This window comes from Burkholderia lata, assembly GCF_902499335.1.
Taxonomy (GTDB): domain Bacteria; phylum Pseudomonadota; class Gammaproteobacteria; order Burkholderiales; family Burkholderiaceae; genus Burkholderia; species Burkholderia lata_B.
Genome location: NZ_CABVQK010000007.1, coordinates 463,564 through 479,277, shown reverse-complemented (window position 1 = coordinate 479,277; position 15,714 = coordinate 463,564). Strand labels below are relative to the sequence as shown.

Below are 15,714 nucleotides of genomic sequence, written 5' to 3'. Positions count from 1 at the left end.
CACTGCAAGACCTGCGACATCAAGGACCCGACGCAGAACATCGTGTGGGTCACGCCGGAAGGCGGCGGCGGGCCGAACTACCCGAACATGTAATCGCCGGAACGCGCCGCCACGAGCGGCGCGTTTTTTGGCTGCCGCAAACGAAACGGGGCGCTGCCTGAAGCAGCGCCCCGTTTTGCATTCTCCGCGCAACTGCCGGGCGAGACGCGCTGCGCCCCGCCTGCTTGCGTCAGGTCGCGCTGCCCGCGATCTTCGGCGTCGGCGTCTCGACGTCGCCGCACTGCGCGCGATGGCGCAGCGCATGATCGATCAGCACCAGCGCGAGCATCGACTCGGCGATCGGCGTCGCACGAATGCCGACGCACGGATCGTGACGGCCGAACGTTTCCACCGTCGCCTCCTCGCCGGCCTTCGTGATCGACCGGCGCGGCGTGCGGATGCTCGACGTCGGCTTGATCGCGATCGACACGGTGATGTCCTGCCCCGTCGAAATCCCGCCGAGCACGCCGCCCGCATGGTTGCCGACGAAACCGCCCGGCGTCAGCTCGTCGCCATGCACCGAGCCGCGCTGCGCGACGCTTTCAAAGCCGGCACCGATCTCGACGCCCTTCACCGCGTTGATGCTCATCATCGCCTTCGCGATGTCCGCATCGAGGCGGTCGAACACCGGCTCGCCCCAGCCGACCGGCACGCCCAACGCAACGACGTCGATGCGCGCGCCGATCGAATCGCCGTCCTTGCGCAGCGCATCCATGTACGCCTCGAGCTCCGGCACGACCGCCGCATTCGGCGAGAAGAACGGATTCTCGTGCACGTGCGACCAGTCGACGAACGGCACGTCGATCTCGCCGAGGCCGCTCATGTAGCCGCGCACCTCGACGCCGAAGCGCTCGCGCAGCCACTTCTTCGCGACCGCACCCGCGCCGACGATCGGCGCGGTCAGGCGCGCGGACGAACGGCCGCCGCCGCGGTAGTCGCGGATGCCGTATTTCTGCCAGTAGGTGTAGTCGGCGTGACCGGGACGGAACGTCTCGACGATGTTGCCGTAGTCCTTGCTGCGCTGGTCGGTGTTGCGGATCAGCAGCGCGATCGGCGTACCGGTCGTCACGCCTTCGAACACGCCCGACAGGATCTCGACCTCGTCGGCCTCCTGCCGTTGCGTCACGTGGCGCGACGTGCCGGGCTTGCGGCGATCGAGCTCGATCTGGATGTCGGCTTCGGTCAGCCCCATTCCCGGCGGGCAGCCGTCGATCACGCAGCCGATCGCGGGACCGTGCGATTCGCCGAAGGTCGTGACAGTGAAAAGCGTGCCGAGGGTATTGCCGGACATGATGGAACCGCCCAAAGAGAAATGGGCAAACCGATGCGCTGCCCAGGCCGCAGGCAGGTCGATCGTTTGCCGGTCGAGAAAAAGAAGTAAGCCGCTATTATGCCAGCCGTCCCGGGCACGCGGGCCGCATGAAACGCAGCCCGGACGCACGGGACGTCCGCGCGCGGCCCGGCTGGCGCGGCAGAAGCCCGTTCCGGCCAGGTTGTAGCCGAATGCCTGCCGCCAGGCGCGCGCCTACTTCCGCGCGCCGCGCAGTTCGGTCACGGCGGCCTGCAGCGCCTCGGGCGTCGCGACCGACGCCGGGATCGGCTCGCCGACCGCCAGCGTCAACCGGCTCATCACGCCGCGCTTGATGGGCCGCGGCATCCGCGCATCGGAATGCCGCGAGAAATAGCTGCCCCACAGCCCGCGCAGCGCCATCGGAATCACGGGTGCCGGCGTGCGGTTCAGGATCTCCGTGATGCCGTGGTGGAACGTGTTGATGTCGCCCGTCTTCGTCAGCTTGCCCTCGGGGAAGATGCACACGAGTTCGCCGTCCTTCAGCGCGGCCTCGCAGGTGTCGTACGCGCGCGCGAGCATCGCGGGATCCTCGTGACGCGGCGCGATCGGGATCGCCTTCGCATGCCGGAACACCCAGCCCGCGAAGCGCGTCTTGAAGATCCGGTGGTCCATCACGAAACGGATCGGGCGCGGGCTCGCGGCGGCCAGCACGAGTGCGTCGACGTAGCTGACGTGGTTGCACACGAGCACGGCCGCCCCTTCGACCGGAATCCGCTCCGCGTGCACGAGGCGAATCCGGTAGAAGGTATGCACGAGTACCCACGCGACGAAGCGCAGCAGGAACTCGGGCACGAGCAGGTAGATATACGCGGCGACGATCACGTTCAGCAGCGCGGTGACGAGGAACAGCCCCGGGATGTCGACGCCGGCCTTGGTCAGCCCCATCGCCATCAGGGCCGACAGGATCATGAACAGCGCGTTCAGGATGTTGTTCGCCGCGATGATCCGCGCGCGGTGCGTGGGTGCGCTGCGGCTCTGGATCAGCGCGTACAGCGGCACGCTGTAGAAGCCGCCGAACATCGCGAGCAGGAACAGGTCGGCCAGGATGCGCCAGTGGCGCGCGCCGGCCAGGAACTCGCCGACCGACAGCAGATGGCCGGGCGACGGCAGCGCGTGGCTCGCGAAATACAGCTCGATCGCGAACACGCTGATGCCGATCGAGCCGAGCGGCACGAGGCCGATCTCGACGCGCCGCTGCGACAGCCGTTCGCACAGCAACGAGCCGAGGCCGATGCCGACCGAGAACGTCGCGAGCAGGATCGTGACGACGTCGGGGCTCGCGGACAGCACGTCCTTCGCGAAATTGAAGAACGACGTGAGGAACGTCGCGCCGACGAACCACAGCCACGAGATGCCGAGCAGGCTCAGGAACACGGTGCGGTTCTGGCGTGCGAGCCCGAGGTTGCGCCAGGTCTCGCTGACCGGATTCCAGTTGATCACGAGATCGGGTTGCGGTGCCGGCGTGGATGGCACGCGCTGCGCGACGAACCGCCCCGCGATCGCGATGACGACGACACTCACCGCGAGCACGCGCTCGCCGCTGCCCTCGATGCCCGCCGCCGCGCCGCCGATGATCGTGCCGATCAGGATCGCGATGAACGTACCCATCTCGACGAGGCCGTTGCCGCCAACCAGCTCATGTTCACCGAGATGCTGCGGCAGGTACGAATACTTGACGGGCCCGAACAGCGTCGAGTGCATCCCCATCATGAACGTGCACAGATACAGCAGCGGCGCGCTGTGCGTGACGAAGCCGGCCGCACCGACCAGCATCAGCACGATCTCGAAAGTCTTCACGAAGCGCGTGAGGGTCGCCTTGTCGTACTTGTCGGCGATCTGGCCGGACGTCGCCGAGAACAGCACGAACGGCAGGATGAAGATCGCGGAAATCAGGAAGGCCGCCGTCTTCGCATCGACGCCGGAGAACCGCGCAGTGTGATAAGTGACGAGCGACGTGAAGCCGATCTTGAAGACGTTGTCGTTCAGCGCGCCGAGGAACTGGGTCGTGAAGAACGGCGCGAAACGGCGCTCGCGCAGCAGGTCGAACTGCGACGCGTGCGCGTGCCGTTCGTCACGCCGCCCGGAAGTGGCTTGCGTTTGATCGCTCATGCGGAATACGCGCGCGTTGTCTGGGCAGCGCTGCGCGGGCCTCGTGTGGTCATTGAAAAAACGGCGGCGCAGGACAAACCTGCGCCGCCGCGCGCCGGGTGGCGGCGCCCGCGCATGACGGCGACGGGCGCGGCGTGGTTCACGACTTGTGCGCTTCGGCTTCCGATTCCGGCCAGTCGCGGATGTACGCCTTCAGCATCCGGTTCTCGAAGCTCTGCGCCTCGACGACCGTCTTCGCGACGTCGTAGAACGAAATGACGCCCATCAGCACCTTCTTGTCGAGCACCGGCATGTAGCGCGCATGGCGCTCGAGCATCATCCGGCGCACTTCGTTGACGTCCGTTTCCGGCGTGCACGTGAGCGGCTCGTCCATCACCTTGCGCACCTGCACGTCGCCGATCGCGCCGCCGTTCACGTGCAGACGCAGGATGATCTCGCGGAACGTCAGCATCCCGACGAGATCGCCGTACTCCATCACGACAAGCGAACCGATGTCGTGCTCGGCCATCGTATCGACCGCTTCGCGCAGCGGCTTATCGGGCGTCACCGTAAACAGCGTGTTGCCCTTCACTTTCAGAATATCGCTGACGCGCATCGTAGTCCCCTCATGCTTGAATGCAAAACCTCTTTCGATCCTATCGGAAAGCCTGTCAAAAGGAAAGCTCGGGCCCGCGCGGCGGGCCGCCCCCCGCTTGCCGAAGCGGGCCGCCGGCAGCACAATGGCCCTATGAACAGCGGCCCGAGGAGACGGCCATGGCCCATACGCATTCGGAGCAATTCGCCAGCTTCGCTGATTTCTACCCGTATTACCTGAACGAACACCAGAACCTGACGTCACGGCGGCTGCACTTCATCGGCTCCCTCGGCGTGATCGGCTGCGTCGCGATGGCGATCGCGACCGGCGACTGGCTGTGGCTGCCGGCAGCGATCGTCTGCGGCTACGGGTTCGCGTGGGTCGGACACTTCTTCTTCGAGAAGAATCGCCCGGCCACGTTCCGGCACCCGATCTACAGCCTGATGGGCGACTGGGTGATGTTCAAGGACATCTGCACCGGCAAGATCCCGCTGTAACGGCCGGGCGCCCCGCTCACGCGGGCCGCGGCGGCCGTGCATGCGGGTCGGACACGCCGCTCGGCGCCTGCCCCGGGGCGCCCGCCTGCTGTGCGCCGGCAACCCGGTGCGCGGCGATCAGCGACGCGAGCGACACGCCGAACCGGTCGCTCGACAGCACCGCGAGCAGCGCGGCGCCATCGACATGGCTGCGGCGCCGCTGCAGCTGGTAGGTCAGTTCCGTGCGGTCGATCACCAGCACGTCGAACAGCTGCGCGAGCGTCAGTTGCTCCGGGTTCGCGAGCAGGATGTAGCGCGGCGTGGTCTCGCCGCCGCCGTCGAGCCGCGCAATCCACTCCCGCTCCTCCATCGTCGTCAGCAGGCGCTGGGCGGTTTCCATGTCGCAGCGCAGCATGGTCGCGAGCCGCATCGCCGTGTAGCCGCGCTTGCCGGCCGTGCGCGCTTCCGCCAGCCGCGCGAGCATTTCCAGCGCGTCGAGCAGGTCGCTGCCCGGATAGTGGATACGGTGGAACTGGCCGACGCGGATCGCCGGCAGCGCGGAGGCCACCATCGCGCCGAGCAGCGCGATGAACCAGCTCAGGTAAACCCATAACAGGAACACGGGCAGCGCCGCGAACGCGCCATAGACCGCCGTATAGGTCGGAATGCGCCGCACGTAGTAGCCGAAGCCGCGCTTCGCGAGCTCGAACGCGACGGCCGCGAACAGCCCGCCGATCACCGCGTCGCGCCATGCGACCGTGCAGTTCGGCAGGTACACGTACAGCAGCGTGAACGCGAGCACCGTCAGCGGCAGCGACACCAGCGCGAGCAGCCACTCGACGATCGACGTCGACGGTGCTGCGCCGGTAAATGCAAGCGACTGCGTGAACAGGTACGACGAGATCGACAGGCTCACGCCGAACAGCAGCGGGCCGAGCGTGATCAGCGCCCAGTACGCGAGCACGCGCTGCGCGAACGGCCGCGGCTTGCGCACCCGCCAGATCAGGTTGAAGGCCGATTCGATCGTCATCATCGTCATCACCGACGTGACGACGAGCACGATCAGGCCGGCCGTCGTCAGCCCCTTCGCCTTCGACGCGAACTGGTTCAGGTACTTGAAGATCTGGATGTTGAACTGCGCGGGCATCAGGTGATCCGCGAGGAACCCCTGCAGCGAGATCTGGAACGACGCGAACATCGGGAACGCGGTGAACAGCGCGAACGCGACCGTCACGAGCGGCACGAGCGCCAGCATCGTCGTGAACGTGAGACTGCCCGCCACTTGCGGGATGCGATCCTCGGCGCTGCGCCGGGCCGCGAACTGCGCCAGGCGCTTGAGGGTGTCGAGATCGACGCTCAACTTCGGCAAACGGCTTCTCCTTCTTGATACCGCGCGCCCGACGGCGCGCCGCCGCCGCGCTGCGCGACGGCTTCAGCCCCTATAATAGCCGCTCGATTCCAGCAGGGGCCGACTGCACCGGGCACGCGCGCGGCCGCACGCGGCTCCGTCGCCCATGAAAGACATCCTCGTTCTCTATTACAGCCGCCACGGCGCCACGCGCGATCTCGCGCTCGCGATCGCGAACGGCATCGACAGCGTGCCGGGCATGCAGGCCCGCATCCGCACCGTGCCGCCCGTGTCGGCCGTCTGCGAAGCCACCGCCCCCGACATCCCCGCCGACGGCCCGCCGTACGCGGAACTCCGCGATCTCGAGGAATGCGCGGGCCTCGCGCTCGGCTCGCCGACCCGCTTCGGCAACATGGCCGCCTCGCTCAAGTATTTCCTCGACGGCACCACACCGCAATGGCTGTCGGGCGCACTGACCGGCAAGCCGGCCAGCGTATTCACGTCGACGGGCAGCCTGCACGGCGGCCAGGAATCGACGTTGCTGTCGATGATGCTGCCGCTGCTCCATCACGGAATGATGATCGTCGGGATCCCGTATACGGAATCCGCGCTCACCACGACCCGCACCGGCGGCACGCCGTACGGCGCGTCGCACGTCGCGCAGCACGATCGCTCGGCAGCCGCCGGGCTGTCGGCGGACGAAAAGGCGCTCGCGGCCGCGCTCGGCGTGCGGCTTGCACGCGCGGCGGCCGCCCTCTCCAGCGCCCAGGCCGCCGAGGCCGCATGAACGCCCCCGCCCGCCCCGCCGTCGCGGCCCGGCCGCGCTACGCGCTGGTCGCCACCGCGTGCCTCGTCGCGCTGATCGCGCTGTCGCTCGCGTGGGAGCTGTGGCTCGCGCCGCTGCGTCCGGGCGGCTCCGCGCTGATGCTCAAGGCCATCCCGCTCGCGCTCGCGCTACCCGGCGTGTGGCGGCGTAACATCTATACGATGCAGTGGGCGAGCATGCTGATACTCGTCTATTTCGCCGAAGGCGTCGTGCGCGGCATGTCCGATCGCGGGCTGTCCGCGACGCTCGGCTGGTGCGAGACCGCGCTTGCCGTCGCCTTCTTCGTGGCGGCGCTGGCGTACGTCGCGCCGTTCAAGCGCGCGGCGAAAAAGTCGCGCGCCGCGTCCTGACCCTTACGCGACAAGGTAATGATGTCTTCCGAAGCTTTCGTTTCCGCGTGCCGCGACGCGATCGGCGCCGATCATGTGCTGACCGACCCGCACGATACCGAGCCGTTCCTGACCGACTGGCGCCGCCGCTACAAGGGTGCCGCGTGCGCGGTGCTGAAACCCGCGAACACGGCCGAAGTCGCCGCGCTCGTCAAACTGGCCAACGCACACGGCATCGCGCTCGTGCCTCAGGGCGGCAACACGGGCCTGGCCGGCGGCGCCACGCCCGACGCGAGCGGCAGCCAGGCCGTCCTGAGCGTCGCGCGCCTGAACCGCGTGCGTGCGCTCGATCCGCACAACAACACGATCACCGTCGAAGCCGGCGTGATCCTCGCCGACGTGCAGGCGCGCGCCCGCGAAGGCGGCCGGCTGTTCGCGCTGAGCCTTGCGGCGGAAGGCAGCTGCACGATCGGCGGCAACCTGTCGACCAATGCCGGCGGCACCGCGGTGCTGCGCTACGGCAACGCGCGCGAGCTGTGTCTCGGGCTCGAGGTCGTCACGCCGCAGGGTGAAATCTGGGACGGCCTGCGCGGACTGCGCAAGGACAACACGGGCTACGACCTGCGCGACCTGTTCATCGGCGCGGAAGGCACGCTCGGGATCATCACGGCAGCCGTGATGAAGCTGCATCCGCTGCCGGCCGCGCAGGTCACGGCACTCGCCGCGCTCGAGTCGCCGCACGCGGCGCTCGATTTCCTCGCGCTCGCGCAGCGCGCGGCCGGGCCGCTGCTGACCGGCTTCGAGCTGATGTCGGACTTCTGCATGCAGCTCGTCGGCAAGCACTACCCGCAACTGCGCTACCCGTTCGCGCAGACGCATGCGCAGACGGTGCTGCTCGAGCTGTCCGACAACGAAAGCGAAGCGCATGCGCGCGCGCTCTTCGAGAAACTGATGGAAGAAGCGTTCGAGGCCGGGCTCGTGGTCGACGCGGTGGTCGCCGAGAATCTCGCGCAGTCGCGCGCGTTCTGGGACCTGCGCGAGCACATCCCGCTCGCACAGGCCGACGAGGGGCTCAACATCAAGCACGACATCGCGGTGCCGATTTCGTCGATCGCGCGCTTCATCGACGAGACCGACGCGGCGATCCAGCAGGCCGCGCCGGGCGCACGGATGGTCACGTTCGGCCATCTCGGCGACGGCAATCTCCACTACAACGTGCAGATGCCCGAAGGCGGCGACCCGAAAGCGTTCCTGGCCGCGTTCCAGGCGCCGATCAACCGGATCGTCTACGACAACGTGCACCGCCACCACGGCACGATCAGCGCGGAGCACGGCATCGGCCAGTTGAAGATCGACGACGCGCAACGCTACAAGTCGCCGGTCGAAACGACGCTGATGCGCACGCTGAAGACCGCGCTCGACCCGCGCGGCCTGATGAACCCCGGCAAGGTCCTGCGCTGAAGCCGCCCACTCCGGAGCCACGCCCGTGAAAATCCGCGTCCTGTCCGACCTGCATCTCGAAAGCAACCTGCCCGACGCGATCCCGCATGCCGACGCGGATCTCGTCGTGCTGGCCGGCGACATCCACAATCACGCGGAAGGGTTGCGCTGGGCCGCCGAAACGTTCGATCCCGAGGTGCCGGTGATCTACGTGCCGGGCAACCACGAGTACTACGACGGGGAATTCGGCGCGCTGGAGACGGCGATGCGCGATGCGGCACAGGCGCTCGACAACGTGCACTACCTGAACAACGACGTCTACGTCGATCCCGCGCAGCGCTTTCGCGTGCTAGGAACTACGCTCTGGGCCGATTTTTCGCTGTTCGGCGCCGACGAAGCCAGCCTTGCCAGCTCGATCGAGGCCGGGCTGCGCGTAATGCTCGATTTCAAGGGATTGATCCAGGTGACCTGGCCGCATGACGCGGCACTGCATGCGGCGCCGGGCACGCCGGAACGGGATTTCTCGCCGGCCGACGCGATCGCGCTGCATCGACGCAGCCGCGCGTGGCTCGAAGCGCAGCTCGCGACGCCGTTCGCGGGCCAAACGATCGTCGTTACCCACCACGCGCCGCACCGGCGTTCGCTGGCGGAGCGCTATGCGGAAGATCTTGCGTCGGCGGGATTCGTTACGGACATGGCGGAACTCGTGCAGCCGCCGGTCAATCTGTGGCTCCACGGCCACACGCATACGTCATTCGACTATGTGGCGGACGGCGGCACACGCGTGGTGTGCAATCCGCGCGGCTACATCCACCGGCGCACCGGCGAACTGGAAAATACCGCGTTCGCGTGGGACAAGGTCGTCGAGCTCGGCTGAACGCCGGCCCGCCCGGCCGCGTTGCGCGGCCATTTTCGACCCAGAGCGCGACCGCGGGATCAGCGGCCGGGGCGGCGTTGCTCGCGCACGCGCACCGGAACCGGCTTCATCTGCGCCTTCGCCTTCATCGCACGCAGCAGGTCGCGGGTCGCCGCGGCGGCCGCGGCCGCGCCCAGCAGGACTCCAAGGCCGATCATCAGGTGCGTATCCATTGCTGCTCCGGGGTTGCGTATCTCGTTAATTCCCACAGTATCAAACTGTCCGACACACGTTCGTAAAAAAATGTTGCGTGAAGGACAAATCTCGTCAGATTGCGGTCAACCGCGCTGTCATGTCGCACGCGTGTACTGCTCGAGCGCGGCTTCGTCGGCTGCGAGCGTGGCCGGCAGTTCGTCGCGCAGGAAATCGACCCAGGTGCGAATTTTCGCGTCGAGGTACTGGCGCGACGGATACAGCGCGTAGATGTTCATCACGTGCGACCGGTATTCGGGCATCACGCGCACGATGTGCCCGCTGCGCAGCCAGCCGATCGCCGAATAGAGCGGCAGCCCGCCGACCCCCATCCCCTCACGCACCGCCACTGCAAGCGCCTCGGCGACGTTCACGCGAAACGGCGGCGCCGTGATCGGGACGACCTCGTCACCGTTCGGCCCCGCCAGCGCCCATTCGTCGAACTGAAAGCCCGGCGCGACCATCCCGAGACAGATGTGCTGCGCGAGATCGGCCGGCCGCTGCGGCACGCCGTGCGCCTCGACATAGGCGGGCGATGCGCATACGACGCTGTAGCTCTCGCCGAGCCGCTGCGATACGAGCCCCGAATCCGGCAGGTCGCGGCCGACGACGATCGCAACGTCATACCCCTCGTCGAGCAGGTCGGGCATCCGCTGCGCGAGCGTCAGCTCGACGTGCACGTCCGGATAGCGCTCGCGATAGCGCGCGATGGCCGGCACCAGGTAGTGCTGGCCGAGGCTCGTGAAGCAATGAACCTTCAGCTTGCCCGACGGGCGTGCATGCGCATCGCCCGCCTCGGCTTCAGCCTGGTCGACATACGCGAGGATCTGCTCGCAGCGCTGCAGATAGCGCTCGCCGGCTTCGGTCAGCGCGATCCGGCGCGTCGTGCGATTCAGGAGGCGCGTGCGCAGGTGCGCCTCGAGATCCGAGACCGCGCGTGACGCGTAGGCGGTGGTCGAATTCATCTGCTGGGCGGCCGCGGTAAAGCTTCCCGCGTCGACCACGCGGACGAATACCCGCATGTTTTGTAGCGTATCCATCCCATTACCCGTGTGAATCCGGACGGATTGTTGCACAGACGCGAACAAGTATTGTCTCAGGATTCGTAAAAATGACTTTCACCCTTGTCCATTTATTCAGGAATCGCTGAAAAATATAATCGCATCCGACTCATCTATATCCGAAAGGGAGAAAATCGTGCAGTCTCCGGCAAAAAAAGGGACGATCGCACTGGCGGTTCTTGCAGTCTCATTAATAATGGCCGGATGCGCGAGCATGGGCGACAACAAGCCGCAGTCGGCCCGCATCGAGGCGAACGCGCTCGACGCCGGCGCCGCGATCCGTGCGGCCGACCGTGACGCGGGCTGGCCAGCAGCCGACTGGTGGCGCGCCTACCGTGATCCGCAACTCGACGCCTGGATCGCCAACGCCCAGGCCGGCAACCCGACGCTCGCGGCCGCCGAGGCCCGGGTGCGCGAAGCGCAAGCGATGGCACGCGTGGCCCGCTCGGCCGAATTGCCGCAGATCAACGGCAACCTCTCGCTGATGCGCGAACACTGGCCGGACAACGTGTACTACGGCCCGGGTCCGCTCGCGAATGCCGATACCTGGAACAATACCGGCACGCTCGGCCTGTCGTACCACCTCGACCTGTGGGGCAAGGACAAGAACGCGACCGAACGCGCGCTCGACACCGCGCATGCGACCGCCGCCGACGCGCGCGCGGCGAAGCTCGAACTCGAAGTCAACGTCGTGCGCGCGTATGTCGGCATGTCGATGAACTACGCGCTGCTCGATCTCGCGCACGAAACGTTCGAACGCCAGCGCTCGCTCGCCGATCTCGCACGCAAGCGGCTGCAGGCCGGCCTCGGCACGCAGCTCGAAGTGAGCCAGGCGGAATCGACGCTGCCCGATTATGAGCGCCAGATCGACAGCTACGAGGAAGCGATCCAGCTCGCGCGGCACCAGCTTGCCGCGCTGGCCGGCAAGGGTCCGGGCGCCGGCGATGCGATCAAGCGGCCGCAGCTGTCGCTCGACGCGCATGCCGGCCTGCCGTCGGCTATGCCGGCCGACCTGCTCGGCCGCCGCCCCGACGTCGTCGCGGCGCGCTGGACGGTCGACGCGCAGGCGCGCGGCATCGATGTCGCGAAGGCGTCGTTCTACCCGAACATCGACCTGCTCGCGACGGTCGGCGGCTTCGGCGTGACCGCGCCATTCACCGACTTCCTGCGCGCGATGAACGGCGGCTGGACGGCCGGCCCCGCGCTGTCGCTGCCGATCTTCGAAGGCGGCCGGCTGCGCGCGCAGCTCGGCGCGGCGAATGCCGGCTACGACCAGGCGGTCGAGCGCTACAACCAGACGATCGTCGGTGCGCTCAAGGACATCGCCGACCAGGTCGTGCGGATCCGCTCGCTCGATACGCAGAAGAAGGACGCCGCACGCTCGGTGGCCGCCAACGACCGCAGCTACCAGCTGTCGCGCGAAGGCTTCCGCCGCGGGCTGACCGACTACGTGAACGTGCTGGTCGCGCAGCAGCAGTTGCTGCGCGCGCAGGAGACGGCCGCCCGCATCGATGCGGAACGCCTCGCCGCGCACGCGCAGCTGATGGCCGCGCTCGGTGGTGGTGTCGAGACGGGTACGGATATACCGGGCGGCGATCCGTCGGGCGGCGATCCGTCGCACGGCAAATCCTCCGCGGGCGCAGCCGCGCCTGCCGCCGCGTCGGTCGCGAAGCCCGTGGCAGCAGTCGCCCGGCCCGCGCAGGTCGCCGCCGCCGGTGCGTCCGGCGTGCCGGCCGCACGATAACGCGGAGCGACGCCATGTCTGCCTCTTCCCCCGCTTCCACGCCCGCCGGCGGTCCGTTCGCGGCCTGGACCGCCGCGTTCGGCGACTGGGCCCGCACCGACGGCGCCGCGTGGCTCTACCTGTTCAAGGCGCTGCTCGCCGCGTTCATCGCAACCGGCGTGTCGATGCGGCTCGACCTGCCGGCGCCGAAGACCGCAATGACCACCGTGTTCATCGTGATGCAGCCGCAAAGCGGCGCCGTGCTCGCGAAAAGCTTCTACCGGGTCGCCGGCACGATCTTCGGGCTCATCGCGACGCTCACGTTCGTCGGGCTGTTCCCGCAGCAGCCGCAGCTGTTCCTGCTGGCCGTCGCCCTGTGGATCGCGCTGTGCACCGCCGGCGCCGCGCGCAACCGTAACTTCCGCAGCTACGGCTTCCTGCTCGCCGGCTATACGACCGCGCTGATCGGCCTGCCCGCGTCGCAGCATCCCGACGGTGCATTCATGAGCGCGATGACGCGCGTCTCGGAAGTCATCATCGGGATCGTGTCGGCCGGCGTCGTCAGTGCGCTCGTGTTTCCGCAGTACACGGGCGAGCAGATGCGCACGACGGTACGCAAGCGCTTCGGCAGCTTCGTCGACTATGTCGCGTCGGCGCTGTCGGGTCAGCTCGACCGCGCGCACATCGAGACCATCCACACGCGCTTCGTCGCCGACGTGGTCGGCTTCGAGGCCGCGCGCAGCATGGCCGTGTTCGAGGACCCGGACACGCGCATGCGCAGCGGCCGCCTCGCGCGGCTGAACAGCGAGTTCATGAGCGCGTCGAGCCGCTTCCACGCCCTGCACCAGTTGATGAACCGGCTGCACGCAGTCGGCGCGCAGGCCGCGATCGATGCGATCGAGCCGTATTTCCGCGAGATCGCGCCGTTGCTGACGACGCCCGCCGGCGAGCCCGTGCGTACGTCGACCGACGCGGGGCTCGCTGCCGGGCAATTGCTTGCATGGCGCGACGCACTGCCGCGCCGCATCCGCGCGACACGTGCGGTACTCGAGACGCAGCCGGACTTTCCGCTGCTCGACTTCGATACGGCCGCCGAGCTGTTGTACCGCTTCATCACCGACCTGCACGAGTACGCGGCGACCTACGCATCGCTGTCGACCGCGACGCACGAACGCGAGCGCTGGATCGAGCGCTACGAGCCGCGCACCAACGCGACGGCAATGGTGATCGCGGCGATCCGCACCGCGACCGTGATTCTCCTGCTCGGCTGGTTCTGGATCGAGACCGCGTGGCCGAGCGGCGTGACGCTCACGCTGACGGCCGCGGCCACCTGCGCGCTCGCGTCGTCGACGCCGCGCCCGACCGCGATGTCCGCGCAGATGGGCATCGGTACGGCGCTCGCCGTCTGCACCGGCTTCCTGCTGATGTTCGGCATCTATCCGCATATCGACGGGTTCCCGCTGCTGTGCGTCGCACTCGCGCCGCTGCTCGCGATCGGCATCTACATGACGCTGAAGCCGAAGCTCGCGGGCTACGGAATGGGCTACCTGATCTTCTTCTGCTTCCTCGCCGGCCCCGACAGCATCACGCACTACGACCCCATGAGCTTCATGAACGACGCGCTTGCGCTCGTGCTGTCGATGCTCGTATCGGCGATCGCATTCGCGGTGCTGTTCCCGCCGACCGCGCCGTGGCTCAAGAAGCGGCTGTTCGCCGACCTGCGCCACCAGGCCGTCGCGGCCGGCCACGCGCGGCTCGCCGGCTTGCGCACGCGGTTCGAGAGCGGTGCGCGCGACCTGATGTACCAGGCGCACGCGCTGTCCGCCGATCAGCCGGACGTGCAGCGCGACGCGCTGCGCTGGATGTTCGCCGTGCTCGAAACCGGCAACGCGACGATCGACCTGCGCCACGAGCTGGCGGCACTGCCAACCGACCCGCGCTATGCGCCGGCAATGCCGTGGCGCCGCGCGATCGAGACGATGCGCACCGCGCTGTCGACGCTGTTCTCGAAGCCGAACGTTGCACGCTTCGACGCAACGCTCGCCGCGACCAATGCGGCGATCGATGCGACTCGGCAGACGCTCGACGCGTTCGAGCTGTCGCGCGAGGAGCGCCACCGGCTGCAGCGCATCCTGAGCCACCTGCATTTCGTGCGCACGGCCCTGCTCGATCCTGAATCGCCGCTCGCCGCGCTCAACCGCAACCGCCCCGTGCGTCCCCAACCAGGAGCCTCGTCATGATGCCGCGTGAAATCGCCATTCTCGATGCCTACATGCCCACGGTGGTGCTGATGTTCGTCCTCGGCGCGCTCGCGACCTGGGCCGTCGACCGCCTGCTCGCCTATACGGGCCTCTACCGTCTCGTCTGGCACCCGTCGCTGTTCCGGGCCTGCCTTCTTGTCTGCATTTGCGGCGGACTGAGTCTTGCCGTTTACCGTTGATTCCGAACCATCATGATTCTCAGAAAACTCTTCGGCTTCGTCGCGACCGCCGTCATTCTTCTCGTCGCGATCCTGATCGGGCGCTCGCTGTGGGTGCACTACATGGACGATCCGTGGACGCGCGACGGGCGCGTGCGCGCCGAGATCGTCAACGTCGCGCCGGACGTGTCGGGCGCGATCGTCGAATTGCCCGTGCATGACAACCAGCTCGTGAAAAAGGGCGACCTGATCATGCAGATCGATCCGTCGCACTATCAGATCGCAGTCGAGCAGGCGCAGGCAGCCGTCGCCGCCCGCCGCGCGGAACTGCAGATGCGCCGTGACGACGCGGCCCGCCGCGCGGATCTCGATGCGCTCGTCGTGTCGAAGGAAAACCGCGAGAACGCCGCGCACAGCGCATCGAGCGCCGATGCGCAGTACCAGCAGGCGATCGCCGCGCTCGACGCCGCGAAGCTCAACCTCGAGCGCACGCGCGTCGTCGCGCCGGTCGACGGCTACATCACGAACCTGCAGACGTTCAAGGGCAACTACGCGGTGGCCGGCCAGGCGAAGCTCGCGATCGTCGACAGCCACTCGTTCTGGGTCTACGGCTACTTCGAGGAAACCAAGCTGCCGCGCGTGAAGATCGGCGCGCCGGCCGAGATGCGGCTGATGAGCGGCGGCGTGATGAAGGGCCACGTCGAAAGCATTTCGCGCGGCATCTACGATCGCGACAACCCGCAAAGCCGCGATCTCGTCGCGGACGTGAACCCGACCTTCAACTGGGTGCGCCTCGCGCAGCGCGTGCCGGTACGCATCAAGATCGACGACGTGCCGGCCGACGTGGTGCTGTCGGCGGGCACGACCTGCACGGTCATCATCGATCCCGACAAGCAGAAGAAGTCGTAATG

The 15,714-nt window shown here is 67.7% G+C and carries 16 protein-coding genes; 10 read left to right on the top strand and 6 right to left on the bottom strand.

The features are described 5' to 3' along the window. A partial coding sequence (locus BCO18175_RS20205; RefSeq protein WP_133246935.1) for a 4Fe-4S dicluster domain-containing protein occupies window positions 1-93 on the top strand: 93 nt, incomplete at its 5' end. A gap of 136 nt (window positions 94-229) precedes the next feature. Here the strand turns inward: BCO18175_RS20205 and aroC are convergent. The 3 genes from aroC to BCO18175_RS20190 all read right to left on the bottom strand — a co-directional run bounded on the left by aroC (window position 230) and on the right by BCO18175_RS20190 (window position 4,094). Further along, window positions 230-1,330: a chorismate synthase gene (aroC, locus tag BCO18175_RS20200; protein WP_174983437.1), complete on the bottom strand. Its 1,101-nt coding sequence runs from the start codon at window positions 1,328-1,330 to the stop codon at window positions 230-232. Window positions 1,331-1,564: 234 nt separating this feature from the next. After that, window positions 1,565-3,499, bottom strand: coding sequence for an MFS transporter (locus BCO18175_RS20195; protein ID WP_174983435.1), 1,935 nt, complete (start codon window positions 3,497-3,499; stop codon window positions 1,565-1,567). A gap of 139 nt (window positions 3,500-3,638) precedes the next feature. Continuing rightward, window positions 3,639-4,094: a CBS domain-containing protein gene (locus BCO18175_RS20190; protein ID WP_006755543.1), complete on the bottom strand. Its 456-nt coding sequence runs from the start codon at window positions 4,092-4,094 to the stop codon at window positions 3,639-3,641. A gap of 158 nt (window positions 4,095-4,252) precedes the next feature. Between BCO18175_RS20190 and BCO18175_RS20185 the strand changes: the two genes are divergently transcribed. Then, window positions 4,253-4,570: an Mpo1-like protein gene (locus BCO18175_RS20185; protein ID WP_174912726.1), complete on the top strand. Its 318-nt coding sequence runs from the start codon at window positions 4,253-4,255 to the stop codon at window positions 4,568-4,570. A gap of 16 nt (window positions 4,571-4,586) precedes the next feature. On the opposite strand, the gene BCO18175_RS20180 is transcribed toward BCO18175_RS20185, so the two are convergent. After that, complete coding sequence (locus tag BCO18175_RS20180) at window positions 4,587-5,918, bottom strand: YihY family inner membrane protein (protein WP_174983433.1); 1,332 nt, start codon at window positions 5,916-5,918, stop codon at window positions 4,587-4,589. Window positions 5,919-6,063: 145 nt separating this feature from the next. Between BCO18175_RS20180 and wrbA the strand changes: the two genes are divergently transcribed. Genes wrbA through BCO18175_RS20160 form a run of 4 tightly spaced genes read left to right on the top strand, consistent with a single transcriptional unit; the run spans window position 6,064 to window position 9,369 of the window. Then, a complete protein-coding gene (gene wrbA / locus BCO18175_RS20175; RefSeq protein WP_011351764.1) occupies window positions 6,064-6,684 on the top strand; it encodes an NAD(P)H:quinone oxidoreductase in 621 nt (206 codons plus the stop codon). Then, window positions 6,681-7,073 carry a DUF2069 domain-containing protein gene (locus BCO18175_RS20170; RefSeq protein WP_039347320.1) on the top strand — a complete coding sequence of 131 codons (393 nt, stop codon included), beginning with the start codon at window positions 6,681-6,683 and terminating at the stop codon, window positions 7,071-7,073. The genes wrbA and BCO18175_RS20170 overlap by 4 nt, the downstream gene beginning before the upstream one ends. A gap of 18 nt (window positions 7,074-7,091) precedes the next feature. Further along, complete coding sequence (locus BCO18175_RS20165) at window positions 7,092-8,513, top strand: FAD-binding oxidoreductase (protein ID WP_027787719.1); 1,422 nt, start codon at window positions 7,092-7,094, stop codon at window positions 8,511-8,513. A 25-nt stretch (window positions 8,514-8,538) separates the two neighbouring features. After that, window positions 8,539-9,369 (top strand): metallophosphoesterase, encoded by an 831-nt coding sequence (locus BCO18175_RS20160; RefSeq protein ID WP_174912736.1) that lies wholly within the window; start codon window positions 8,539-8,541, stop codon window positions 9,367-9,369. A gap of 59 nt (window positions 9,370-9,428) precedes the next feature. On the opposite strand, the gene BCO18175_RS20155 is transcribed toward BCO18175_RS20160, so the two are convergent. Next, window positions 9,429-9,581 (bottom strand): hypothetical protein, encoded by a 153-nt coding sequence (locus BCO18175_RS20155; RefSeq protein ID WP_163008969.1) that lies wholly within the window; start codon window positions 9,579-9,581, stop codon window positions 9,429-9,431. A 117-nt stretch (window positions 9,582-9,698) separates the two neighbouring features. After that, the gene (locus BCO18175_RS20150; RefSeq protein WP_174983431.1) at window positions 9,699-10,640 is read right to left on the bottom strand and encodes a LysR family transcriptional regulator; all 942 of its coding nucleotides are present in this window, start codon (window positions 10,638-10,640) and stop codon (window positions 9,699-9,701) included. A 157-nt stretch (window positions 10,641-10,797) separates the two neighbouring features. On the opposite strand from BCO18175_RS20150, the gene BCO18175_RS20145 reads away from it, so the two are divergent. Genes BCO18175_RS20145 through BCO18175_RS20130 form a run of 4 tightly spaced genes read left to right on the top strand, consistent with a single transcriptional unit; the run spans window position 10,798 to window position 15,712 of the window. Then, window positions 10,798-12,405, top strand: a complete 1,608-nt coding sequence (locus BCO18175_RS20145; protein WP_174983429.1) for an efflux transporter outer membrane subunit — start codon at window positions 10,798-10,800, stop codon at window positions 12,403-12,405. A 14-nt stretch (window positions 12,406-12,419) separates the two neighbouring features. Beyond that, window positions 12,420-14,624, top strand: coding sequence for an FUSC family protein (locus BCO18175_RS20140; RefSeq protein ID WP_174983427.1), 2,205 nt, complete (start codon window positions 12,420-12,422; stop codon window positions 14,622-14,624). Then, window positions 14,621-14,824 (top strand): DUF1656 domain-containing protein, encoded by a 204-nt coding sequence (locus tag BCO18175_RS20135; protein WP_011351756.1) that lies wholly within the window; start codon window positions 14,621-14,623, stop codon window positions 14,822-14,824. The genes BCO18175_RS20140 and BCO18175_RS20135 overlap by 4 nt, the downstream gene beginning before the upstream one ends. A 12-nt stretch (window positions 14,825-14,836) precedes the next feature. Next, a complete protein-coding gene (locus tag BCO18175_RS20130; protein WP_011351755.1) occupies window positions 14,837-15,712 on the top strand; it encodes an efflux RND transporter periplasmic adaptor subunit in 876 nt (291 codons plus the stop codon). Window positions 15,713-15,714 lie beyond the last annotated feature (2 nt).